19 protein-coding genes are annotated in these 22,286 nt (G+C 66.5%); 16 read left to right on the top strand and 3 right to left on the bottom strand.

The window, feature by feature from the left end; genetic code table 11:
* Positions 1 to 97 precede the first annotated feature (97 nt).
* Both WMC41_RS27620 and WMC41_RS27615 read left to right on the top strand, forming a co-directional pair.
* Positions 98 to 1,549 carry an APC family permease gene (locus WMC41_RS27620; RefSeq protein WP_432349477.1) on the top strand — a complete coding sequence of 484 codons (1,452 nt, stop codon included), beginning with the start codon at positions 98 to 100 and terminating at the stop codon, positions 1,547 to 1,549.
* 46 nt (positions 1,550 to 1,595) lie between these two features.
* Positions 1,596 to 3,074, top strand: a complete 1,479-nt coding sequence (locus WMC41_RS27615) for an aldehyde dehydrogenase (protein ID WP_432349476.1) — start codon at positions 1,596 to 1,598, stop codon at positions 3,072 to 3,074.
* 60 nt (positions 3,075 to 3,134) lie between these two features.
* Here the strand turns inward: WMC41_RS27615 and WMC41_RS27610 are convergent, their stop codons facing one another.
* The gene (locus WMC41_RS27610) at positions 3,135 to 4,628 is read right to left on the bottom strand and encodes a pyridoxal phosphate-dependent decarboxylase family protein (RefSeq protein WP_432349475.1); all 1,494 of its coding nucleotides are present in this window, start codon (positions 4,626 to 4,628) and stop codon (positions 3,135 to 3,137) included.
* 581 nt (positions 4,629 to 5,209) lie between these two features.
* On the opposite strand from WMC41_RS27610, the gene WMC41_RS27605 reads away from it, so the two are divergent.
* The 5 genes from WMC41_RS27605 to WMC41_RS27585 are packed head-to-tail and all read left to right on the top strand — an operon-like array spanning position 5,210 to position 10,769.
* Positions 5,210 to 6,466 (top strand): Tm-1-like ATP-binding domain-containing protein, encoded by a 1,257-nt coding sequence (locus WMC41_RS27605; protein ID WP_432349474.1) that lies wholly within the window; start codon positions 5,210 to 5,212, stop codon positions 6,464 to 6,466.
* Positions 6,463 to 7,116, top strand: a complete 654-nt coding sequence (locus WMC41_RS27600; protein WP_432349473.1) for an HAD family hydrolase — start codon at positions 6,463 to 6,465, stop codon at positions 7,114 to 7,116. Before WMC41_RS27605 ends, WMC41_RS27600 begins: the two co-directional genes overlap by 4 nt.
* Positions 7,117 to 7,127: 11 nt before the next feature.
* Positions 7,128 to 8,495, top strand: coding sequence for an aspartate aminotransferase family protein (locus tag WMC41_RS27595; protein WP_432349472.1), 1,368 nt, complete (start codon positions 7,128 to 7,130; stop codon positions 8,493 to 8,495).
* The gene (locus tag WMC41_RS27590; protein WP_432349471.1) at positions 8,492 to 9,775 is read left to right on the top strand and encodes an aspartate aminotransferase family protein; all 1,284 of its coding nucleotides are present in this window, start codon (positions 8,492 to 8,494) and stop codon (positions 9,773 to 9,775) included. The genes WMC41_RS27595 and WMC41_RS27590 overlap by 4 nt, the downstream gene beginning before the upstream one ends.
* Before the next feature lie 4 nt (positions 9,776 to 9,779).
* A complete protein-coding gene (locus WMC41_RS27585; RefSeq protein ID WP_432349470.1) occupies positions 9,780 to 10,769 on the top strand; it encodes a phosphotransferase enzyme family protein in 990 nt (329 codons plus the stop codon).
* 10 nt (positions 10,770 to 10,779) lie between these two features.
* Here the strand turns inward: WMC41_RS27585 and WMC41_RS27580 are convergent, their stop codons facing one another.
* Entirely contained in the window at positions 10,780 to 11,790 is a 1,011-nt protein-coding gene (locus tag WMC41_RS27580) for a helix-turn-helix transcriptional regulator (RefSeq protein ID WP_432349469.1), read from the bottom strand.
* A 222-nt stretch (positions 11,791 to 12,012) separates the two neighbouring features.
* Between WMC41_RS27580 and WMC41_RS27575 the strand changes: the two genes are divergently transcribed.
* From WMC41_RS27575 to WMC41_RS27535, 9 genes are all read left to right on the top strand, one after another.
* Positions 12,013 to 14,238, top strand: coding sequence for a TonB-dependent siderophore receptor (locus WMC41_RS27575; protein ID WP_432349468.1), 2,226 nt, complete (start codon positions 12,013 to 12,015; stop codon positions 14,236 to 14,238).
* 41 nt (positions 14,239 to 14,279) lie between these two features.
* On the top strand, positions 14,280 to 15,380 hold the full coding sequence (locus WMC41_RS27570; RefSeq protein WP_432349467.1) for an ABC transporter substrate-binding protein: 1,101 nt from the start codon (positions 14,280 to 14,282) through the stop codon (positions 15,378 to 15,380).
* Positions 15,381 to 15,389: 9 nt separating this feature from the next.
* Positions 15,390 to 16,469: a DUF2218 domain-containing protein gene (locus WMC41_RS27565; RefSeq protein ID WP_432349466.1), complete on the top strand. Its 1,080-nt coding sequence runs from the start codon at positions 15,390 to 15,392 to the stop codon at positions 16,467 to 16,469.
* Between the two features lie 394 nt (positions 16,470 to 16,863).
* On the top strand, positions 16,864 to 17,031 hold the full coding sequence (gene napE, locus WMC41_RS27560) for a periplasmic nitrate reductase, NapE protein (RefSeq protein WP_398432221.1): 168 nt from the start codon (positions 16,864 to 16,866) through the stop codon (positions 17,029 to 17,031).
* 10 nt (positions 17,032 to 17,041) lie between these two features.
* Positions 17,042 to 17,542, top strand: a complete 501-nt coding sequence (gene napF, locus WMC41_RS27555) for a ferredoxin-type protein NapF (RefSeq protein WP_432349465.1) — start codon at positions 17,042 to 17,044, stop codon at positions 17,540 to 17,542.
* Entirely contained in the window at positions 17,535 to 17,819 is a 285-nt protein-coding gene (locus tag WMC41_RS27550; protein WP_288079994.1) for a chaperone NapD, read from the top strand. Before napF ends, WMC41_RS27550 begins: the two co-directional genes overlap by 8 nt.
* Positions 17,794 to 20,298, top strand: coding sequence for a periplasmic nitrate reductase subunit alpha (gene napA / locus WMC41_RS27545; RefSeq protein ID WP_244770244.1), 2,505 nt, complete (start codon positions 17,794 to 17,796; stop codon positions 20,296 to 20,298). The genes WMC41_RS27550 and napA overlap by 26 nt, the downstream gene beginning before the upstream one ends.
* Entirely contained in the window at positions 20,268 to 20,759 is a 492-nt protein-coding gene (locus WMC41_RS27540) for a nitrate reductase cytochrome c-type subunit (protein WP_244770245.1), read from the top strand. The genes napA and WMC41_RS27540 overlap by 31 nt, the downstream gene beginning before the upstream one ends.
* A 2-nt stretch (positions 20,760 to 20,761) precedes the next feature.
* On the top strand, positions 20,762 to 21,466 hold the full coding sequence (locus WMC41_RS27535; protein ID WP_272808453.1) for a cytochrome c3 family protein: 705 nt from the start codon (positions 20,762 to 20,764) through the stop codon (positions 21,464 to 21,466).
* 17 nt (positions 21,467 to 21,483) lie between these two features.
* Here the strand turns inward: WMC41_RS27535 and WMC41_RS27530 are convergent, their stop codons facing one another.
* Positions 21,484 to 22,206, bottom strand: a complete 723-nt coding sequence (locus WMC41_RS27530; protein WP_432349636.1) for a FadR/GntR family transcriptional regulator — start codon at positions 22,204 to 22,206, stop codon at positions 21,484 to 21,486.
* Between the last annotated feature and the right edge of the window lie 80 nt (positions 22,207 to 22,286).

The following is a 22,286-nucleotide window of genomic DNA, read 5'->3' as shown; positions in this document are numbered from 1 at the left end:
TCAAGGAAAATGTTTCGTGGGAACCGCCGTCGCCTCGGCACGGCATCGGACAAGCGGCCGCCGGACGCGTGAGGGCCGCCAGGATGGGAGCAAGATCATGACAGAACACAGCGTGCCGCCCGGCGGCGCGAACCAGTTGCGCAAGAACAGCCTCGGCGTCGGGGCGGTCACATTCCTCGTCGTCTCGGCGGCCGCGCCGCTGACGGCGGTTGCCGGCGGCGTGCCGCTGTCGATGATGCTGGGTAACGGCCCGGGCATTCCGCTGACCTTCGCCTTCGTGACGACGGTGCTGCTGCTCTTCGCTATCGGCTATGTCGCCATGGCCCGGCATATCAGCAATGCCGGTGCCTTCTACGCCTATACGGCGCAGGGCCTTGGCGGCCTTGCCGGCGGCGCCGCGGCGCTCGTCGCCATCCTCGCCTACAATGCCATGCAGATCGGCGTCTTCGGCCTGTTCGGCGCCGCCACGGCCGGCTTCCTCGCCGGCTACGGCCTCGACCTGCCCTGGTGGGTCTGGACATATATCGGCATAGCCCTCGTCGCGGTCTTCGGCTATCGGCGAGTGGATTTTTCCGCCCGCGTGCTCGCCGTGCTCGTCGTGCTGGAATATCTCGTCGTGCTGGTCATAGACGCCGCCATCCTCGTGAAGGGCGGCGACAGCGGCCTTTCCGCCGCGCCCTTCACGCCGTCGGCCTTCTTCTCGGGCACGCCGGCCATCGGCATCCTGTTCTGCTTTGCCGCCTTCATCGGCTTCGAGGCGACGACCATCTACAGCGAGGAGGCCCGCGAGCCGGAAAAGACCGTGCCGCGCGCCACCTACATCTCCGTGCTGATCATCGGCCTCTTCTACATGCTGACCTCCTGGCTGATGGTCAACGGCGCGGGCGTCGACAAGCTGGTGCCGGAAATCCAGGGCCTCGCCGACCCGACCACCTTCCTCTTCGGCCTGGCGGACCGCTATGTCGGCGGCGGCATCACCACCATCATGAGCATCCTCTTCATCACCAGCCTCTTTGCCGGCGTCGTCGCCTTCCACAACGGCGTCGCCCGCTATCTCTACGTCGCCGGCCGCGAGGGCCTGCTGCCCAGGGCGCTCGGCGTCACCCATCCGGTGTTCCAGAGCCCGCATGCCGGCTCGCTCGTGCAGACGGTCATTGCTGTCGCCGTCGTCGCGCTCTTCGCCTTCACGGGGCAGGATCCGGTGCTGGCGCTGTTCTCCTGGCTCACCAATGTCGGTACGCTGGCGATCATCCTGCTGATGGCGCTGACCGCCTTCTCCATCGTCGCCTTCTTCGGCCGCAATCCGGGCCTCGAAGGCAACCGCATCGTCACGACGGTGCTGCCGGTGCTGACGGGCCTTATCCTCCTGGCGCTGGTCTTCTACATCGCCACGAATTTCGGCGCGCTGGCCGGTGCGGAGGGGGCGCTTGCGGTGTTCCTGCCGGGCCTCGTGCTGATCGCCGCGATCATCGGCCTCCTGTGCGCCCTGCGCCTGAAGGCGGGCGATGCCGGCGCCTTTGCCCGGCTCGGCGTCCGCCGGGAAGTGTGAGAATCCGGGTGGCGCTCCGGCGCCACCCGTCCTTGAAGGAAAGACCATGCAGGAAAAGATCGAAGCGCTCCGCTACCTCGCCGTCGCGCCGCAGGCGCTGTTCATAAACGGCATCCGGCAGGACCCGGCGGAGGGCGCGATGCTGGATGTCGTCTCGCCCATCGACGGGCGCAGGCTGACGACCATCGCGGATGCCGGCGCGGAGGATGTCGACCGGGCGGTGAAGGCCGCCCGCGCCGCCTTCGAAAGGGGCCGCTGGGCGAAGGCGGCGCCGGCCGCGCGCAAGCGGGTGCTGCTGAGGATCGGCGAGCTGATCGAGAAACATGCCCTGGAACTCGCCGTGCTCGGCGTGCGTGACAACGGCACCGAGATTTCCATGGCGCTGAAGGCCGAACCCGGCAGCGCCGCCGGCACGTTCCGCTACTATGGCGAGGCGATCGACAAGGTCTATGGCGAGATCGCGCCGACGGCCGGCGACATCCTCGGCCTCGTCCACCGCGAGCCGGTCGGCGTCGTCGGTGCCATCGTGCCGTGGAATTTCCCGCTGATGATCGGCGCGTGGAAGATTGCCCCGGCGCTCGCCGCCGGCAATTCCGTCGTGCTGAAGCCGGCGGAGGCCGCCTCGCTGACGCTGCTGCGCCTTGCCGAACTTTGCGCCGAGGCCGGGCTGCCGGAGGGCGTGCTGAACGTCGTGACCGGCCGTGGCGCGGTGGCCGGGGAGGCGATGGGCCTGCATCCGGATATCGACGTGCTGGTCTTCACCGGCTCTGGCCCCGTCGGCCGGCGCCTGCTCGAATACTCCGCCCGTTCCAACCTGAAGCGTGTCTATCTGGAGCTCGGCGGCAAGTCGCCGAATATCGTCTTCGCCGACGCGCCGGACCTCGACCGCGCGGCCAAGGTCTCGGCCTATGGCATCTTCCGCAATTCGGGGCAGGTCTGCGTGGCCGGCTCGCGGCTGCTCGTCGAGCGCTCCATTGCGGAGGAATTTTCGCAGAAGGTGGCCGAGATCGCCGCCGCGATGACGGTCGGCGATCCGCTGCTTTTGACCACCGAGGCCGGCGCCGTCTCCAGCGAGGCGCAGCTCGGCAAGAATCTAGGCTTTGCCGAACAGGCGCTTTCCGAGGGCGCCAGGCTGCGCACCGGCGGCAAACGTGTCCTTGCCGAGACCGGCGGCTTCTACATGCAGCCCACCGTCTTCGACGTCACGCCGGACATGACGCTCGCCCGCGAGGAGGTTTTCGGGCCGATCCTCTCCATCATCCCCTTCGACAGCGAGGAGGAGGCCTTGCGCATCGCCAACGGTACGGATTACGGCCTCGCCTCGGCCGTGTGGACCGCCGACCTGTCACGGGCGCATCGCATGGTGCGCGGCATCCGCGCCGGCGTCGTGCATGTCAACACCTATGGCGGGGCCGACAACACCGTGCCGCTCGGCGGCGTTCGCCAGTCCGGCAACGGGCACGACAAGTCCCTGCACGCGCTGGACAAGTATCTCGACCTGAAGACGGCCTGGATCCAACTCTAGGACCGATCGACATTCAATCCATGCCGGTCTGCAAATGGCGCTTTTCCGCGCTTCCGGTGCTCACATACGTTCAGTACGCTGCGCTCCGGGTCGCGGAAAACCACCATTTTCGCCACGGCCTGAACTGAATGTCGATCGGTCCTGGGCATCTTCCAGCGAGCGGGCGATTTCCGTGACGACCGTGAAGGCGGTGTCCGCGTCGTCGAGGGTCATCTCGAACTGGCCGGCCTGGAAGCGGATGGCGATGCGGTCGTCGACGCGGGTCTGTGTCAGGTAGATGCGGCCATCGTCGTTGATGGCGTTGACGAGGGCGATATTGTGCCGGTCGGCCTCCGCGCCGCCCTTGTGGCGGAAGGAGAAGAGCGAGAGCACCGGCTCGCTGACGATCTCGAAATCCGGCTCGCCGGCAAGACGCTCCGCCAGTTCCCTCGACCAGGCGACGTGATTGCGGATCATCGTGCGCAGCCCTTCGAGGCCGTGGTAGCGCAGCAGGAACCACAGTTTCAGCGCGCGGAAGCGGCGGCCGAGCGGCACGGACCATTCGGAATAGTTGATGATGCCGTCATGGCCGTGCGTCTTCAGGTATTCCGGCTGGATGGCCAGCGTGCGGACCTGGTCTTCCGGGCTGCGGATGAACTGTACCGAGCAGTCGAAATTGGCGCCGAGCCATTTGTGTGGGTTGAAGACGATGGAATCGGCCGCCTCGACGCCCTCCCAGAGCTCGCGGAATTCGGGGCAGATCATGGCCGAGCCCGCCCAGGCGGCATCGACATGCAGGTAGAGCCCATGCGCCTTGGCGATGCCAGCAACATCGCGGATCGGGTCGCAGGCGCCGATGGAGGTACCGCCGGTGCAGGCGATGACGCCGGCCGGGATATGGCCGGCGGCACGGTCCGCGCGGATCGCGGCGTCGAGCGCCTCGGGGTCCATGCCGTTGAGGGGGCCCTTGGTCGGGATGCGCACGAGGTTCGCTTCGCCGATGCCGGCAATCCAGATCGCCCGGTCGATGGAGGTGTGCACCTGCTTCGACGCATAGACGCGCACCGCCCCGTGCGCCGCCAGCCCCTCGCTGTTGCCTTTCCAGCCGAGCGCCTTCTCGCGCATGACCAGCACGGCGGCGAGCGTCGCGGTGGAGGCGGAATCCTGGATGACGCCGGAAAAGCCGTCCGGCAGGCCGAGCGCCTGGCGCAGCCAGTCGACCACCCGCGTCTCGAGCTCGGTGGCGGCCGGCGAGGTCTGCCATAGCATGCACTGGGCGGCGACGGAGGTGACGAGATAGTCGGCAATCACCGAAACGGGGGCGGCATTGGCCGGGAAATAGGCGAAGAAGCGCGGATGCTGCCAATGGGTGAGGCCATCGGGAATGATGCGCTCGAAATCCGCGAAGATCGCCTCCATCGCCTCGCCGTCTTCCGGGGCTGCACTGGCGATCTGCCGGGCGATATCGCCCGGCTTCGTCTGCGCGCGCACCGGCCGGTCGCGCAGGCCCGCGCGGTAGTCGGCGCCCCAGTCGGCGGCCGTTCGCGACCACTTGCGGAATTCTTCGCTGTCCATCTCTTGCTCCTGTCTGGCGCTACGCAGTTCTCGGTGTTCGTCCATCGATTTGCAAGGCCCGTGAAGGGGCCTGCAATCCGAGCTTGCCGTGCGCGGTTTCCTCAGGGTATCCGCACGAATGTATTTAACGCGTTAATAAATTTTTGGTGCCTGTCAAGCCCGCGACGGAGCATCTGTCGATGCGGCTGCGAGCGCCGCGGTTGCGACGGGAAAACTTATTTTATGGTTCAATATATGAACCAATGCTTCAAATATAGACTTGCAAGCGGCGGCACTTCCTGTCAAGTTAATTCGCATGTTAAGTATATTGGTCGCGACACCCGAAGAGCTGCTGCGGGCGGAGCCGGACTTAGCGGGAGGAGAACGGAAATGCACGTCGACGACATGGCCCGGATGCCGCGGGGCCCTTTGTCCACACCGGATATCGAGATGGAGCTGACGCGGACCGGGCCGGCCCGCTATCCTCCGGCGGGAGACCGTCTTGGCAGCGAGACGGCATGCCAGGCCTTGCGCCGGCCGGATGCACCTTCGGGGCAGGTCAGGCGATTTGTTCCGCTGTTCGTATCGAGGAGGAATGGTCGATGAGCGCGAGCGCCCGTCTGCCTCATATTCTGGTGATCGGCACCGGTGATACCAAGAGCGAGGAGCTCCTGTTCATGGCTGATGTCATCGGCAAGGCCGGGGGCGTTCCCGTTCTGGTCGATGTCAGCGTGCTCGGCGACCCGCCCTATGTGCCGGACCATTCCAAGCACGACATCGCCGCCGCGGCCGGCACCACCATGGAGGCGATCACCGGCAGCGGCGACGAGAACACCGCCATGGCGCTGATGGCAAAGGGCGCCGCGGCGCTGGTGCGCCGGCTTTCGGACGCGGGAGAGATGGACGGCATGATCGCGCTCGGCGGCTCGCTCGGCACGGACCTCGCCCTCGACGTCGCCGCCGTGCTGCCGCTCGGCGTGCCGAAGTTCATCGTCTCCACCATCGCCTATTCCCATCTCCTGCCGCCGGAGCGCATCGCGCCCGACCTGATGATGATCCTGTGGGCCGGCGGGCTCTACGGCCTCAACCCGATCTGCCGGGCGGTGCTGTCGCAGGCTTCGGGCGCGGTCGTGGGCGCAGCCAAGGCCTGCGAGCGGCCCGGCCGCCAGCGCCCGCTGGTGGGCATGACCTCGCTCGGCTCCTCCTGCCTCAGCTACATGAAGCTGCTGAAGCCGGAGCTGGAGCGGCGCGGCTACGACGTCGCCGTGTTCCATTCCACCGGCATGGGCGGGCGCGCCTATGAGGCGGTGGCGGCGCAGCGGGGCTTTGCCGCCGTCTTCGATTTCTGCATCCAGGAAGTGACCAATGCGCAGAACGGCTCTGTCGCCGTCTCCGGGCCGGACCGTTTGGAAAATGCCGGCCGCGCCGGCATTCCGCAGATCGTCGCGCCTGGCGCGGTCGACATGGTTGACATGCCCGCCTGGCAGGAGACGCCGGACCGCTTCGTCGGCCGGCCCTATCATGCGCACAACCGGCTGATCGCCTCCGTCACCGTCCCGCCCGACGAGCGCCGTGCGGTCGCCCGCGTCGTCGCCGCCAAGCTGGAGAGGGCGAGCGCCCCCGTCGCCTTTCTGCTGCCGACGAAGGGCATCCAGGAATGGGACCGGGAGGGCGAGCCGCTGCACGAACCGGACGCGCTGGAGGCCTTCCTCGACGAGATGCGCCGGGCCGTGCCGGCCTCCGTCGCCTTCGAGGAGGTCGACGCGCATATCAACGCCCCGGACTTTGCCGAAAGAGCGCTGGAAATCTTCGACCGCTGGGTGGCCGAAGGCATCGTCGAGAAGGGACAGGCGGCATGACGGAGGCCAAGCGGGCATTGATCCTTGATTTTGGCGGCGTCGTCACCCGCACGCTGTTCGAAACGCATGACATCACCGAGCGGGCGCTCGGCCTGCCGGCCGGCACGCTGACCTGGCGTGGTCCCTTCGACCCGGCCAGCGATCCGCTCTGGCAGTCGATGCAGGCGCGAGAAATCACCGAGCGCGACTACTGGATGATGCGCACGCGGGAGGTCGGCGCGCTGCTCGGCGAGGATTGGACGGACATGAAGACCTTCGTGCAGCGGGCGCGCGGGGCCGATCCCGAACTCGTCCTGCGCCCCGAGGCGCGCGACGCGATCCTGAAAGCCAGCGAAGCCGGGCTGAAGCTCGCCATCCTCTCCAACGAGCTCGACCTCTTCTACGGCGAGAGCTTCCGCAGGCGCTTCCCGCTGATCGACCTTTTCGACGTCATCGTCGATGCGACATACACGAAGATCCTGAAGCCCGATCCGCGCGCCTATGAACAGGTGCTGGCGGAACTCGCTCTCAGCCGTGCCGACTGCGTCTTCGTCGACGACCAGAAGAAGAACATCGAGGGCGCGGCGGCCGTCGGCCTTCCCCATGTGCATTTCGACGTGACGCGGCCTGCGGAAAGTTATGCGCAGGCGCTGAACATGCTTGGACTTTGAAAGGATATCCCATGCGCGATTCCAACTTCCTGATCGAGAACAATGCCCGTCATCTCTGGCATCCCATGGCGCATCCGGCGGAAATGCAGGCCAAGCCCCCGCGCATCATCAATGCGGGCGAGGGCGTTTCGGTGGTGGATATCCATGGCAAGACGGTGCTGGATGCCGTCGGCGGCCTGTGGAACGTCAACCTCGGCTATTCCTGCGAGCCGGTGAAGAAGGCGATCCGCGACCAGCTCGACGAGCTGCCCTATTATTCCACCTTCCGCGGCACCACCAATTCGCCGCTGATCGAACTGTCCTATGAACTGGCGGCGTTCTTCAGGGAGGACGGGCTCACCCGGGCCTTCTTCACCTCGGGCGGCTCGGATTCCGTCGAGACGGCGCTGCGGCTCGCCCGCCAGTTCCACAAGATCAACGGCCAGCCGGAGCGCACCAAGTTCGTGGCGCTGAAGAAGGGCTACCACGGCACGCATTTCGGCGGCGCCTCGGTCAATGGCAATGCCAATTTCCGCCGCAACTACGAGCCGCTGCTGCCCGGCGTCTTCCACCTTGCCGCGCCCTATCCCTATCGCAACCCCTTCAACACGGCCGATCCGGCGGAGATCGCCCAGGCGATCGCCCGCCAGTTCGAGGACGAGATCGCCTTCCAGGGCGCCGACACCATCGCCGCCTTCATCATGGAGCCGGTGCTCGGCGCCGGCGGCGTCATCGTGCCGCACGAGACCTTCATGCCGCTGATGCGCGCGATCTGCGACAGGCACGGTATCCTCCTCATCGCCGACGAGGTCATCACCGCCTTCGGCCGCACCGGGGCCTGGACCGGTTCGCGCGGCTTTGGCGTCAAGCCCGACATGATGACCACCGCCAAGGCGATCACCAACGGCTACTTCCCCTTCGGCGCGGTGATGATCGCGGACAAGGTCGCCGGTGTCTTCGAAGCCAACAGGGATTCCTTCGGGACCATCGGCCACGGCTACACCTATTCCGGCCATCCGGTCGGCGCGGCGGCGGCGCTGGCGACGCTGAAGGAAACCGCCCGGATCGACACAGCCGCCAATGCCGCCGCGCGCGGCGCCGAGCTGATCGCCGGGCTGGAAGGCCTGAAGGCGAAGCACGAACTGGTCGGCGACGTGCGCGGCAAGGGGCTGATGGCGGCGCTGGAGCTCGTCTCCGACCGCCGGACGAAGAGCGCGGCCGCCAGGGACGTGGTGCAGAAGGTCTATGATGCCGCCTATGACGAGGGCGTGATGGTCCGCACGTCGGGCGCCAATGTCATCATCTCGCCGCCGCTCGTCATCACGGCGGCCGATGTGCAGAAGATCGTCTCGGCGCTGGATGCGGGACTGTCGACGGCGCAGAGAGGGGTGTCGCCATGACCGATGTGCAGGCCCTGCGCGTCCGCCGCGAGCGGCTGCTCGGCCGCAACATGTCGCTCTTCTACGATGACCCGGTGCATCTGGTGAGGGGCGAGGGCGTCTGGCTGTGGGATGCGGACGGGCGACGGTATCTCGACTGCTACAACAATGTGCCGCATGTCGGCCATTGCCATCCGCGGGTGGTCGAGGCGATCTGCCGGCAGGCGTCGATACTCAACACCCATACACGCTACCTGCACGAGGGCATTCTCGACTATGTCGAGCGGCTGACGGCGACCTTCGACAGGAGCCTCGACACGGCGATCCTCACCTGCACCGGCAGCGAGGCCAACGACGTGGCCCTGCGCATGGCGCAGGCGGTGACCGGCCGGACGGGCGTCATCGCCACCGACTTCACCTATCACGGCAACACGACGGCGGTCTCGCAGCTCTCGACGCGCATGCCGCCGGTCGGCGGTTATGGTGGGCATGTACGCCATGTGCCGGCGCCGGATGCCTATCGTCCGCTTGGGGGAGAGGGCGGCGAGGCCTTCGCCGAGGCCTGGGCCGCCACGGTGGAGGCGGCGATCGCCGCGCTGCAGGAAAGCCCCTTCGGCTTCTCCGCGCTGATCATCGACCCCTTCTTCGCCAATGAGGGTTTTCCGGACCTGCCGGCGGATTTCCTCGCGCCCGCCGTCGCGGCTGTCAGGAAGGCCGGCGGCCTTGTCATCTGCGACGAGGTTCAGCCCGGTTTCGGCCGCACCGGCGCGCATTTCTGGGGCCATCAGAAGGCCGGCATCCTTCCCGATATCGTCACCCTCGGCAAGCCGATGGGCAACGGCCATCCGGTCGGCGGCGTCGTGGCGGCATCCGAAACGCTGAATGCCTTCCGCAAGGCGTTCCGCTATTTCAACACCTTCGGCGGCAATCCGGTCTCCTGCGCGGCGGCCATGGCCGTTCTCGACGTGCTTGAGGAGGAGAAGCTGCAGGAGAACGCGCTTCATGTCGGCGCCCATGCCCGCGAGGGGCTGCAGAAGCTGGCGGACAAGCATGGGCTGATCGGCAATGTGCGCGGCAGCGGCCTGTTCTTCGGCGCGGAACTGGTGCTCGACCGGCAGAAAAAGACGCCGGCCTCGGACATCGCCACGCGGGTGATCAACGGCATGCGCGAGCGCGGCGTCCTGATGGGCAAGCTCGGCATTCACCAGAACGCCACAAAGATCCGCCCGCCCATGCCCTTTTCCCGGGAGAATGCCGACCTGATGCTGGCGGTGCTCGACGACGTGCTGAGCGGGCTGTGACGCGATGGACGACATGATCGCGGCCCTGACGGCCCGGGCGGCGGGCGCCCTTCTTCACTGGAACCTGCCGGACCAGGTGCCCGAACTCTTGAAATACCGCGAGAACGCGGTCTTCAAGGTTCGCCTGCACGACGGCCGGCCGGCGGCCTTGCGGCTGCACCGCCCGGCCTATCATTCGCCGGCGGCGCTCGCCTCGGAACTCGCCTTCATGGCGGCGTTGCGCGAAAAGGGCATCGCCGTGCCGCTGCCGATCGCCGCGCCGGACGGCAGCCTGCTTGCCGCCTTGCCATCTCCGGCGCCGGGCGAACCACATTATGCCGACCTGATCGACTGGATGGAGGGCGAGCCACTCGGCGATACGGGCGCTCCGCTTCCCCGGGGCGGCCGGGATTTGCCGGCGCTCTTTGGCGCCATCGGCCGGGAGATGGCGCGCCTGCACGATGCGGCCGATGCCTTCGTGCGGCCGGCCGGGTTCGAGCGCCCGGCCTGGGATGTCGAGGGCTTGCTGGGCGAAGCGCCCTTCTGGGGCCGGTTCTGGGATTGCCCGGTCATCACGCCGGTGCAGCGGGACGACCTGGCGCGCCTGCGCGCCCGCCTCCTGCCGCGGCTTTCGGCGCTGGCGCCGGGGCTGGACTACGGCCTGATCCATGCCGACCTGGTCCGCGAAAATGTCCTCGTGGCGGGAGGCGCCGTCGCCTTCATCGATTTCGACGATTGCGGCTTCGGCTTCCGGCTGTTCGATCTGGCCACCGCGCTGCTGCGCAACCGGCACGAACCCGACTATCCGCGATTGCGTGCGGCCCTGCTGGAGGGATATGCCGCCGTCCGGCCGCAGGCGGAAGCGGAGTTCCGGCACTTGCCGCTGTTCCTGCTGCTGCGCGCGCTCACCTATATCGGCTGGGCGGCGGCGCGTCCGGAGCTTCCGGACAATTCCGCGCGCCTGCAGCGCTATCTTGGCGACATGGAGAAGCTTGCGCGCGATCTCGGCCTTTGACGGCAGCCTGTCAGCGCGGATCGGCTTTGCGCACGGCCGTCGGCACGATGCCGAAGCGGCGGCGGAAGGCGGTGGCGAAATTGGCGGCGCTGGTATAGCCGGCGATCGCGCTCGCCTCCTGCACGGTGACGTTTTCCCGGTCGAGGGCGGCAAAGGCGCGCTCTAGCCGGATATTGCGCACATAGTCGAAGACGCTGCGGTTTTCCGCGACGCGGAACAGGCGTTGCAGGCCGCTCGCGCTGATGCCGGCCTCGCGCGCGATCGTTTCCACGCTCAGCGCTTCGGTGGCGCGGGCCGCGATGAAGTCCCGGGCGCGGCCGAGGCAGATCGCGTCTTGCCGGCTCAGCAGCGTGCCGCCCGCCCCGCGCCGGTCGGCCTGCAGCACAGCCGCCATCGTCTCCGCCACGAGCTCGACGGCGCGGCCTTCGAGATAGAGGTCGCGCAGTTCGGGAATGAGCGGCGAGGGGCTGAAGATCTGCCGCACCAGCTCCATCATGCGCGGCGTCAGCGTCCAGCGGTGCTCGCTGAGGTGATCGCGCAGCAGCCGCGCGCCGCCCGTCGTATCCGCCACGGCTTCCAGCGCGTCGCGGTGCAGCCATTCCGGCGTTGCGGAGACCACGAGATGGCGCAGGTGCTGGCCGCCGCGCGAGGCGCGTTCGAAATTTTCCGGGCAGGCATTCATGATCGCCACGCCGCGCACCGTGCTGCGGTCCGCCTGGAAGGCAAACCGGCGGTCGCCGATCGAAAGATCGACGCTGCCTTCCAGGAAGAAGATGCAGGAAAGCTCCTCCGGCAGGAGCGAGGTGGCCGTGAAGGCCCGCTCCTCGATCGCGTCGCTGACATGCAGGACGAGGCCGCGGCGCAGCTCCCTGTGCAGGAACTTACCCTTCATCAGCGTGTCGTCGGGCGAAAGCCGGTCGTCGGGGCTGTCGAAGGCGATGCCCTCGTGGCGCAGGAAATCGCGCACGCGCACGCGGCCCCCCTTGCCCTCGTTTCCGGCGTTGCCAGGTGCGGCCGCCATCCCCTGTCCTTCACTGTTCCGGTCACCGGCATTGCGCAGGATGACCCGAGATTGGTGATCGAATTCCGGCACCGCGCGGAGATTTGCCGGTGCGCAAAGGCATCTGCGCGGTGCGCAAAGGTGCCGACATTGTCCGTCGTGCAAGTGTTGCCCTAGAGATAGCTTAACTTGATTTACGAGGTCAAGTTTAGGAAAAGGCTATCGGACGGTGGGACCGCGATCATGAGATTGGCAGAAGAGACGGTGACGGGAGCAACGGAGAAGGCGGGGCGCGCGATCTGGCGCAGGCGCCTGTGGCTGGCCGCGACCGTGGCGCTGGCGGGGCTTGCCGGCCCGGCACAGGCGCAGGAGGCCGGCGCGACGGCGCTCCAGACGATCACCGTCGAGGGCGGCGAGGACAACCCGAAGGGGCCGGACCAGGGCATCGTCGCAAAGCGCAGCCTCAGCGCCTCCAAGACGGACACGTCCCTGCTCGAAACGCCGCAGGCGGTCAGCGTCGTCACGCGCGACCAGATGGATGCGCAGGGCGTGAACACGGTCGCCGAGGCGCTGCGCTATACGCCGGGCGTGCATCCGGATCCGAACGGCTACGACATCCGCTACGACTGGCTCTATATCCGCGGCTTCAACGCCTATGGCACGATGTGGCTCGACGGGCTCATTCTGCCGGGCGACCCGAGCAACTATGCGACGCCGAGCGTCAATGCCTTCGCGCTGGAACGCATCGACGTCATCAAGGGGCCAGCCTCCGTGCTCTACGGCAGCACCGTGCCGGGCGGCCTCATCAACCAGGTGAGCAAGCGCCCGCAGGCGACGGCGCACAACGAGGTGGGCCTCCAGACCTCCTCGCACGGCGGCGTGCAGGCGACGCTCGACATGACCGGCCCGCTGACCGAGGACGGCGACTGGCTCTACCGCCTCGTCGCGCTCGGCAAGAACATGGGCAGCCAGGTCGACAGGGAACGGGAGAAGCAGCTGATGCTGGCGCCGAGCCTCACCTGGTCGCCCACCGACCAGACCACGCTCACGCTCTATGGCTACTACAAGAAGGACCGCCCGACCTTCAGCCCGCGCTTCTACCCCGCCGTCGGCACGCTGATCGACAATCCGACCGCACGCGTGCCGCGCGACATCTATCTCGGCGATCCCAATGCGGATGTCTTCGACCGGGATTTCTATGCCCTCGGCTATGAATTCGAGCATGAGTTCAACGAGACCTTCACGGTGCGGCAGAACCTGCGCTACAGCCGCTCCGACCAGAACATGTTCCTCGTCCTCGTCAACCCGGCCTTCGCCTGGCAGCCGGACGGGCACACGCTCAATCGCGCCTCGGCGATCTCCGACGACCGAGTCTCGGCCTTCAATGTCGACACGCAGCTCGAAGCCCGCTTCGATACGGGCGCGCTCGACCACACGATGCTCTTCGGCCTCGATTACCTGAAGGCGACGTCCTCCACCAATTTCGGCAATGCCATTGCCGGTGTTCCGCCGCTCGACCTCTTCGACCCGCGCTACGGCGAGGTGGACATCCCCGTGCCGGCCATCCAGCGCTCCGGCCTGCAGGAGCAGCAGCAGATCGGTTTCTACATGCAGGATCAGATCCGCTACGACAACTGGGTGGGCACCTTCGGCCTGCGCTACGACCTGTCCGAGATCGACAGCACGAACCGCCTTGCCGGCACGCCGGCCGTGACGACACGGAACCGGGAGCTGACCTGGCGCGCTGGCCTCACCTATCTCTTCGACAACGGTCTTGCGCCCTATGCCAGCTACGCCACTTCGTTCCTGCCGACGCTCGGCACGGATCGGGACGGCAATCCCTTCCGGGCGCAGACGGCCGGGCAGTATGAGATCGGCCTGAAATACGAGCCCCCGGGCGGCCGCGGCATGATCACCGCCTCGCTCTTCGACCTGACGCTCGACAATGCCCTGACGCCGGACCCGGCCGATATCCTGTTCGACGTGCAATCGGGCCGGCAGCGGGTGCGGGGTCTGGAGATCGAGGGCAAGTACGAGCTGACGCCAGAGCTCGACCTTCTCGCCGCCTATGCCTATTCCCATTCGGAAGTGCTGAAGTCCAACAATCCCGTCGAGCTCGGCCGTGAGGTGTTGCGCCTGCCCGAGCATCAGGGCAGCGTCTGGCTCAGCTATCGGCCGGCCTTCGCCGACGGGCTGACGCTCACCGGGGGCGTGCGGGCCATGTCCTCCTACCAGACGGACAGCACCTACAAGGCGGAGCTGCGCATTCCCGGCCGGGCGCTTGTCGATATCGGCGCGGAATACGATTTCGGCGCCATCGACAAGGACTTTTCCGGCACGAAGCTTCGGGTCAACATCACCAACCTGTTCGACAAGGAGTACGTCTCCCATTGCCTCAACAGTACCGGCGGAAGCTGCAACTACGGCGCGGGCCGTGCCATCACCGCGAGCCTGAAATATTCGTGGTGAGCGCCTCGCATCGAACCGGGACAAGCGGAGGGGGCGCCGGCTTGCCGGCGGCCCTCTGTCGGCTGTCGCTCCTGTTACTGCTGGCGTTTCCGGCATTCGCCTTGCCGGCGCGGGCCGAGATCCTGCTGTCGGATGCCGCCGGGCGCAGCGTGCGCCTTGCGGAGCCGGCGCGTCGCATTGTCACGAACGAAAGCCTGCTGCTCCTCTCGCTCGCCCTTGTCGATCCCGATCCCGTCGCGCGCATCGCCGGCTGGGCCGCGCCGCAGCGCATCGATCGCGGCATGTACGAGGCCTATCGCCGGCGCTTCCCGGCCATCGACGCCATCCCCACCGTCGGCGCCGTGCTGCCGGGGAAGACCTCTGTCGAGGCGATCCTCTCGGTCAAGCCGGACCTTTTCGTCGTCTCCATCTGGGAGAGCGGCTGGACGGAGGCGGCCGCGACGCTGGAGGCGGCGGGCGTGCCAGTCCTCTTCCTTGACGGACCTGTCAATGACGGCAAGGGACCGGCGGAAACGACCGCCTTCTCCGTCACGCTGCTTGCCGCCGCCATTGGCCAGGAGGCGAAGGGCAGGGCGTTCGGCGATTTCCTGCGCGAACGCTACCGGCGCATCACGGAGCGCACGGCGAGGGCGAAGTCGGTTTCCGTGCTGGTCGATGCCCATGCGGGGGCTACGTGCTGCTCGACACCCGGAAAGGGCAACCGCATGACGGACTATCTGCGGCTTGCGGGCGGCGAGAGCATCGGCGCGGATGTGCCGGGCTATGACGGCCAGCTCAGCCCGGAATTCGTGCTCGGCGCGGATCCCACGGTCTATATCGCGACCGGCGGCCCGCATCTTGCCGCCCAGGGCGGCCTCGTGCTCGGCGGCGATGTCGATGCCGAAAGCGCGCGAAAATCCTTCGCGGGCATTCTCGGCAAGGGCCTGCGCGACGGGCTGACGGCGGTGCAGCAGGGCCGGGCGCATGCGGTGTCGCACCAGCTGTCGATCTCGGTTCTCAACATCCTCGTCTTCGAGTGTTTCGCGAAGTGGATGCACCCCGATCTCTTCGCGGACGTCGATCCCGCCAAGACGCTCGCCGAGATCAACGACCGTTTCCTGGCGGTGCCGCTGGAGGGCACCTTCTGGATCGACGCGCAATAGGAAATTGACATGCACGCAAGACAGTACACCGCCCGGGCGCGGATCGCCCTGCGCAACCCCGCTCCCGTCATCGCGGAATTCTGCGACCACATGCAGGAGCACAATGCAGAAGTGAGCGAGGGGCCGACCGGCCCGCTGCTTCGGCTCGGGAGCATCCGCGCGCAGTTCTCGCGCGAGGGCGAGGCGACGCTGGTCGATGTCGCCGCGCCGGATCTCGAAGGGCTCTATCTCGCCCGCATGGCCGTCGCCTCGCATATCCTGGAATTTGCCGGCGACGATCCGCCGGCCATCACCTGGACGGGCGATGGCGGGGAGATCGGCCGCCCGCCGAACTTCCAGATACTCGAGGTCGTCGCCTGCCGGACGCTGACGCCGCACATGCGCCGCCTGACGCTGTCCGGCGAAAACGTCGCGCGGTTCGCCGGGCTCGACGCGCTGCATCTCAATCTCATGGTACAGCGGCCGGAGGCGGGCGAACCGCAATGGCCGCATGTCGGCGCGAACGGGGTGATTGCCTGGGAGAAACCCGAGCTGCGCCCGCTGATGCGCAAATATACCGTGCGCTCCGTCGATCTGGCCGCCGGCACGCTCGATATCGATTTCGTGCTCCATGCGGATGCAGGTCCCGGCTCCGGCTTTGCGGCGGCCGCGGCTGTCGGCGACCGGGTCGGCGTGGTCGGTCCCGGCGGCGGCGGCCTCGTTGCGGCCGACTGGTATCTCTTCGCCGGCGACGAGACGGCGCTGCCGGCCATCGCCCGCATGCTGGAAAACCTGTCGGCAGGCGCACGCGGCCGGGTCTTCATTGAAGTCGAGGATGCCGGTGAGGTCCAGGCCCTTGCGCCGCCGCCCGCGGTCGCCGTCGAATGGCTGTTCCGCGATGGCCGGCCGGCGGGTAGCACGAGCCTGCTGATCGATGCCGTGCGGTCCGTGGCATTCCCGATGGATGGCGAGGCCGTCTATGTCTGGGCGGGCTGCGAGTTCGAAGCTTTCCGGGCGATCCGCAGCTTCGCGCGGCAGGAAAGGCGCCTTTCCAACACCGAGCACCTCGTCGTTTCCTACTGGCGTCGCGGGCGCGCGGAAGAGGACTAGAACCGGCCGCAGCGGCATCGCTTCGGTGCCGGACAATCCAGGTAAAACAAGGTTCCGGAGTAGCTCCGGATGCGTGCCGGCAATATCCGGCTTTTGCGTCGTCGATTGCGGTGCGAAAGCCGGGCTTCCATGAATAGCCATGTCTTTGGAATGATGGTCTTCTAATATTTCTCCGGCGTAATATGAATTAATCCTGTATTTTTTGTTCATTTTATACGAAATTCTTCAATTCGTTATATTTATAGAAATATATCGATAATTGATGTTTCACAAGTATATTCATGAGTGAAAGTGGAAAGTTTATTTCACTTTATTTTCATTGGGGCGATGCTAGTATCACGACGATGATTGGTATCGGAGGACGCATACCTTGTCTGACGTCGCCCCGGAACAACTGACGCCACAAACGCCCGGATCACGCCGGCGGCGCGAGCTTATCACGTTCTTCGTCCTTGCTTTTGGCATCTGGCCCATCGTCGCCGTCGGTGTCGTCGGCGGCTACGGCTTCCTCGTCTGGATGTTCCAGATCCTCTATGGGCCGCCCGGTCCGCCGGGCCATTGAGGGGAAGGCCATGACGCAGCAAGTCCTTTCCAGGCGGAATTTCCTGCGCGGCGGAAGGCATGACGCGACCGCCCGCATCCGTCCGCCCGGCATCGCGGAGGACGCCCTTGCCGCCTGCACGGGCTGCGGGTCGTGCGTCGAGCACTGTCCCACCGGCGTGATACGCCTCACTGACGATTTGCCCGCGCTCGATTTTGCGGCGGCGGAATGCACCTTCTGCGGTGCCTGCGCGGAGCACTGTCCCGAGCCGGTGTTCGCCGATGGCGTCGCCGGCCGCTTCGATCATGTCGTCGCCATCGCGTCCTCCTGCCTGCCGTTCCAGGGTGTCGACTGTCAGGCCTGCCGGGACGTCTGTCCGGCGGAGGCGATCCGCTTCCGTCCGGTGCGCGGCGGCCCCTTCGTGCCGCAGCTTGTGGCCGAGGCCTGCACCGGCTGCGGCGCTTGCATTTCCGTCTGTCCGGCCGGCGCGGTCGCCATCGCGCCCCGCAGCGTGGAGGTGGCCTATGCCTGATGGGCGCCGCTATCACATTTCAAGCGCGGTGATCGCCGTCAGGCCGGACTTCATGGCGGGCGTGCTCGAGGCGCTTGCCGGCTTTGCCAATGTCGAGGTGCACGGCTGCGACAAGGGCAGGATCGTCGTGGTCATCGAGGGGCCGAGCACCGGCGTGCTCGGGGATACGCTGATGCGCATCTCCGTCCTCGACGGCGTGATCGCGGCGAACATGGTTTTCGAACATGTCGAATTGGAAGAGGACGAGGTGCATGGGCAGCGAACTGACGCGGCGTGACATCCTGAAGGCCCAGGCGGCGGGCGTCGCGGCGGCGGCGGCGGGCATCGCGCTTCCCGCTGCCGCGCAGCCGGTTCCGGGCGGGGTGAGCGCGCTGGAGATCAAATGGGACAAGGCGCCCTGCCGCTTCTGCGGCACCGGCTGCGGCGTCATGGTGGGCGTCAAGGAGGGCAAGGTCGTCGCCACGCACGGCGACATGCAGGCCGAGGTCAACCGCGGCCTCAACTGCATCAAGGGCTATTTCCTCTCGAAGATCATGTATGGCTCCGACCGCCTGACGGCGCCGCTCCTGCGCAGGCGGAACGGCGTCTATGCCAAGGACGGCGAGTTCGAGCCGGTGACCTGGGAAGAAGCCTTCGACGTGATGGCCGAACAGGCCAAGAAGGTGTTGAAGGAAAAGGGGCCGACCGCCGTCGGCATGTTCGGCTCCGGCCAGTGGACGATCTTCGAGGGCTATGCCGCGACAAAGCTGATGCGCGCCGGCTTCCGCTCGAACAATCTCGACCCGAATGCCCGCCACTGTATGGCGTCCGCAGCCGTCGCCTTCATGCGCACCTTCGGCATGGACGAGCCGATGGGCTGCTACGACGACTTCGAGCATGCCGACGCCTTCGTGCTCTGGGGCTCGAACATGGCGGAGATGCACCCGATCCTGTGGACGCGCATCGCCGACCGGCGGCTCGGCAACGAGCATGTGCGCGTGGCGGTGCTTTCCACCTTCACCCATCGCAGCATGGACCTCGCCGATATCCCGATGGTCTTCAAGCCGGGCACGGACCTGGTGATCCTCAACTACATCGCCAACCACATCATCCAGTCCGGCCGGGTGAACGAGGATTTCGTGCGCAATCACACGAAGTTCGTGCGCGGCGTCACCGATATCGGCTATGGCCTCAGGCCGGACAATCCGGTGGAGGTGAATGCCGCCAATTCCGCCGATCCGGGCAAGACGGAGCCGATGGACTACGAGGCCTTCAAGGCCTTCGTCGCGGAATACACGCTGGAAAAGGCGGTCGAGATGACCGGCGTCGAGGCCGGCTTCCTCAGGCAGCTCGCCGAGCTCTATGCGGATCCCGACCGCAAGGTCATGTCGCTCTGGACCATGGGCTTCAACCAGCATGTGCGCGGCGTCTGGGCGAACCAGATGGTCTATAACCTCCACCTTTTGACGGGAAAGATTTCCGAGCCCGGCAACAGCCCCTTCTCGCTGACCGGCCAGCCTTCGGCCTGCGGCACGGCGCGCGAGGTCGGCACCTTCGCGCACCGCCTGCCCGCCGACATGGTGGTGACGAACCCGGAACACCGCAAGCATGCCGAAGAGATCTGGCGCGTGCCGCATGGCATCATTCCGGAAAAGCCCGGCTACCATGCCGTCCAGCAGGACCGCATGCTTCGCGACGGCAAGCTCAATTTCTACTGGGTGCAGGTCAACAACAACGTCCAGGCCGGCCCGAATACCTCGAACGAGACCTATCAGGGCTACCGCAATCCGGAAAACTTCATCGTCGTGTCGGATGCCTATCCGACGATCACGGCGATGAGCGCCGACCTCATCCTTCCCGCCGCCATGTGGGTGGAGAAGGAGGGCGCCTACGGCAATGCCGAGCGGCGCACCCATGTCTGGCACCAGCTCGTGCAGGCGCCGGGCGAGGCGCGGTCCGACCTCTGGCAGATGGTCGAATTCTCCAAACGCTTCACCACGGACGAGGTCTGGCCGGCGGAGCTTCTCGCCGCCAACCCGGACTACAAGGGCAAGACGCTCTATCAGGTGCTCTTCGCCGAGAGCGACGTCGCGAAATTTTCAATCGACGAGGTTAAGCCCGAGCACGCCAACAACGAGGCACAGCATTTCGGCTTCTACATCCAGAAGGGCCTCTTTGAGGAATATGCCGCCTTCGGCCGCGGCCATGGCCACGACCTTGCACCCTATGACACCTATCACGAGGTGCGCGGCCTGCGCTGGCCGGTGGTCGACGGCAAGGAGACGCTCTGGCGCTATCGCGAAGGGTACGATCCCTATGTGAAACCCGGCGAGGGCGTGAAGTTCTACGGCAACAAGGACGGCAAGGCGGCGATCATCGCCGTGCCCTACGAGCCGCCGGCCGAATCCCCGGACGACGAATACGACATCTGGCTCGTCACGGGCCGCGTGCTGGAGCACTGGCATTCCGGTTCGATGACCATGCGCGTCCCCGAGCTCTACAAGGCCTTTCCCGGCGCGCGCTGCTTCATGAATGCCGATGATGCGCGCAAGCGCGGCCTCAACCAGGGATCGGAGATCCGCATCATCTCGCGGCGCGGCGAGATCCGCTCGCGCGTCGAGACGCGCGGGCGCAACCGCATGCCGCCGGGCGTGATCTTCGTGCCGTGGTTCGATGCCAGCCAGCTCATCAACAAGGTCACGCTCGACGCCACCGACCCCATCTCGAAACAGACGGATTTCAAGAAATGCGCAGTCAAGATCGAACCCGTCGCCTGACCCCGAGCCCCGGATGGATTTTCGCCGCGATCGGCGTGGCGGTGCTTGCCACCGGCGCCATGGCACAGATGGTGCCGCAGCTTTCCGGCCCGCAGGGCGACGCGATGCAGACCCTGCCGGCCGATCCCCTGCCGAAATGGGTCATCGACGACATCCGCCGCATGCGCGCCTATCCGGAACAGCCGCCGGTCATCCCGCATTCGATCGACGGCTACCAGCTGTCGGTCAACGCCAACCGCTGTCTTTCCTGCCACAAGCGTGAATTCTCGCAGGATGCCGGCGCGCCGATGATCAGCATCACCCATTACATGACGCGCGAGGGCCAGATGCTCGCCGACGTCTCGCCGCGGCGCTATTTCTGCACCGCCTGCCATGTGCCGCAGGCCGATCACAAGCCGCTCGTCGAGAACACGTTCAAGGACATGAGCGACATGGGCGTCACCAAGGCGGGAAGCGAATGATGGTGGCGCGCATCAAGGCCGTCCTCGCCTGGGTCTGGACCATTCTGACCACGCCTGCGGCGACCCTCAGCCTTGCCTTCCTGACGCTCGGCGGCTTCGTCGGCGGGGTCATGTTCTGGGGCGCCTTCAACACCGCGCTGGAGCTGACGAACACGGAGAAGTTCTGCACCTCGTGCCATGAGATGCGGGACAACGTCTACCAGGAGCTGACCAACACGGTGCATTTCACCAACCGCTCCGGCGTGCGCGCCTCCTGTCCGGATTGCCATGTGCCGCATGAATGGACCGACAAGATCGCCCGCAAGATGCAGGCCTCGAAGGAGGTCTGGGGCAAGATCTTCGGCACGATCAACACGCGCGAGAAATTCCTCGACCATCGGCTGGAGCTTGCCCAGCATGAATGGGCGCGGCTGAAGGCGAACGACAGCCTGGAATGCCGCAACTGCCACTCGGCCGTCGCGATGGACTTCACCAAGCAGACCCAGCGCGCGGCCGATATCCACGCCAAGTTCCTCCTGCCCGGCAAGGCGACGTGCATCGACTGCCACAAGGGCATCGCCCACGAGCTGCCCAACATGGAGGGCGTCGATCCCGGCTGGAAGATGCCGCGCGAACTGGAGGGCGAAGAGCTTCCCGCGGCGTCCAACGGAGCGATCGAGGACCTGCGCAAGGCGGTGGCAAGCGCCCATGGGGCGATGACGTTCTAGTTCCGGGGGCTTGGGCGCTATGGCCGCTTCTGCACCAGCGTATCCGTCAGGCGGCTGCGGCCGACGCGGATGACGGTTTCCATGGCGCGCCGCGCGCCGTCCTCGTCGCGCCGGCGGATCTCCTCGACGATGCGCATGTGGCTTGCGGCGACATCGCCGATCTTGATGTGGTCGGAGGCGGGCGAGGAGAGCTTGAAGATGCCGGCCAGCGCCGCCTCGATGAGGCTGCCCACCGTGCGCATGAAGGGATTGCGTGCCGCATCGATGACGCTGAGGTGGAAACGCAGGTCGGCGAGCGCCAGGGTCTCCGGCGTGTGGGCCGGATCGCCCATGGCGACGGCGAGCAGCATCATCTGGTTGATGTCGGCCTCGCTCGCGTGACGGGCGGCAAGGGCGGCGGCCTGCGGCTCGAAGCCGAGGCGGATCTCGCTGAGATGAACGAGGAACTGCTCGTCCACGCCGACCGCGAAATGCCAGGTGAGGATGTCGCTGTCGAAGAGGTTCCACTGGGTCTTTGCGGTGACGCGCGTGCCGATGCGCGCGCGCGGCACGACCAGCCCCTTGGCCGCCAGCGTCTTCATCGCTTCGCGCAGCACCGTGCGCGAGACGCCGAAGCGCGCCTCGAGTTCGGCATCGCCCGGCAGCGTGGCGCCGACGGCGAATTCACCGGCGACGATCGCCCTGCCGAGCTCGCCCACGACCTGCGAGTGGCTGGTGCGGGCCACGGGTCCGTTCATCATCGTTTCGAGCAGGCCCTTCTTGCGCACCGGTCCGTCCTCGCATCGAGCAATTCCAGCAAAGGTGCGAAGCGGTTTTGCGT

Origin of the sequence: Shinella yambaruensis (genome assembly GCF_050859155.1) — a bacterium.
Lineage (GTDB): Bacteria > Pseudomonadota > Alphaproteobacteria > Rhizobiales > Rhizobiaceae > Shinella > Shinella yambaruensis.
The sequence above is the reverse complement of the archived record's forward strand: the minus strand, read 5'-3'. Positions and strand labels throughout refer to the sequence as shown.

Bases quoted from the DNA above. Each gene is read 5' to 3' on its own strand.
- WMC41_RS27620 (WP_432349477.1), top strand. From the start codon at position 98: ATGACAGAACACAGCGTGCCGCCCGGCGGCGCGAACCAGTTGCGCAAG.
- WMC41_RS27615 (WP_432349476.1), top strand. From the start codon at position 1,596: ATGCAGGAAAAGATCGAAGCGCTCCGCTACCTCGCCGTCGCGCCGCAG.
- WMC41_RS27610 (WP_432349475.1), bottom strand. From the start codon at position 4,628: ATGGACAGCGAAGAATTCCGCAAGTGGTCGCGAACGGCCGCCGACTGG.
- WMC41_RS27605 (WP_432349474.1), top strand. From the start codon at position 5,210: ATGAGCGCGAGCGCCCGTCTGCCTCATATTCTGGTGATCGGCACCGGT.
- WMC41_RS27600 (WP_432349473.1), top strand. From the start codon at position 6,463: ATGACGGAGGCCAAGCGGGCATTGATCCTTGATTTTGGCGGCGTCGTC.
- WMC41_RS27595 (WP_432349472.1), top strand. From the start codon at position 7,128: ATGCGCGATTCCAACTTCCTGATCGAGAACAATGCCCGTCATCTCTGG.
- WMC41_RS27590 (WP_432349471.1), top strand. From the start codon at position 8,492: ATGACCGATGTGCAGGCCCTGCGCGTCCGCCGCGAGCGGCTGCTCGGC.
- WMC41_RS27585 (WP_432349470.1), top strand. From the start codon at position 9,780: ATGGACGACATGATCGCGGCCCTGACGGCCCGGGCGGCGGGCGCCCTT.
- WMC41_RS27580 (WP_432349469.1), bottom strand. From the start codon at position 11,790: ATGGCGGCCGCACCTGGCAACGCCGGAAACGAGGGCAAGGGGGGCCGC.
- WMC41_RS27575 (WP_432349468.1), top strand. From the start codon at position 12,013: ATGAGATTGGCAGAAGAGACGGTGACGGGAGCAACGGAGAAGGCGGGG.
- WMC41_RS27565 (WP_432349466.1), top strand. From the start codon at position 15,390: ATGCACGCAAGACAGTACACCGCCCGGGCGCGGATCGCCCTGCGCAAC.
- napF (WP_432349465.1), top strand. From the start codon at position 17,042: ATGACGCAGCAAGTCCTTTCCAGGCGGAATTTCCTGCGCGGCGGAAGG.
- WMC41_RS27550 (WP_288079994.1), top strand. From the start codon at position 17,535: ATGCCTGATGGGCGCCGCTATCACATTTCAAGCGCGGTGATCGCCGTC.
- napA (WP_244770244.1), top strand. From the start codon at position 17,794: ATGGGCAGCGAACTGACGCGGCGTGACATCCTGAAGGCCCAGGCGGCG.
- WMC41_RS27540 (WP_244770245.1), top strand. From the start codon at position 20,268: ATGCGCAGTCAAGATCGAACCCGTCGCCTGACCCCGAGCCCCGGATGG.
- WMC41_RS27530 (WP_432349636.1), bottom strand. From the start codon at position 22,206: ATGATGAACGGACCCGTGGCCCGCACCAGCCACTCGCAGGTCGTGGGC.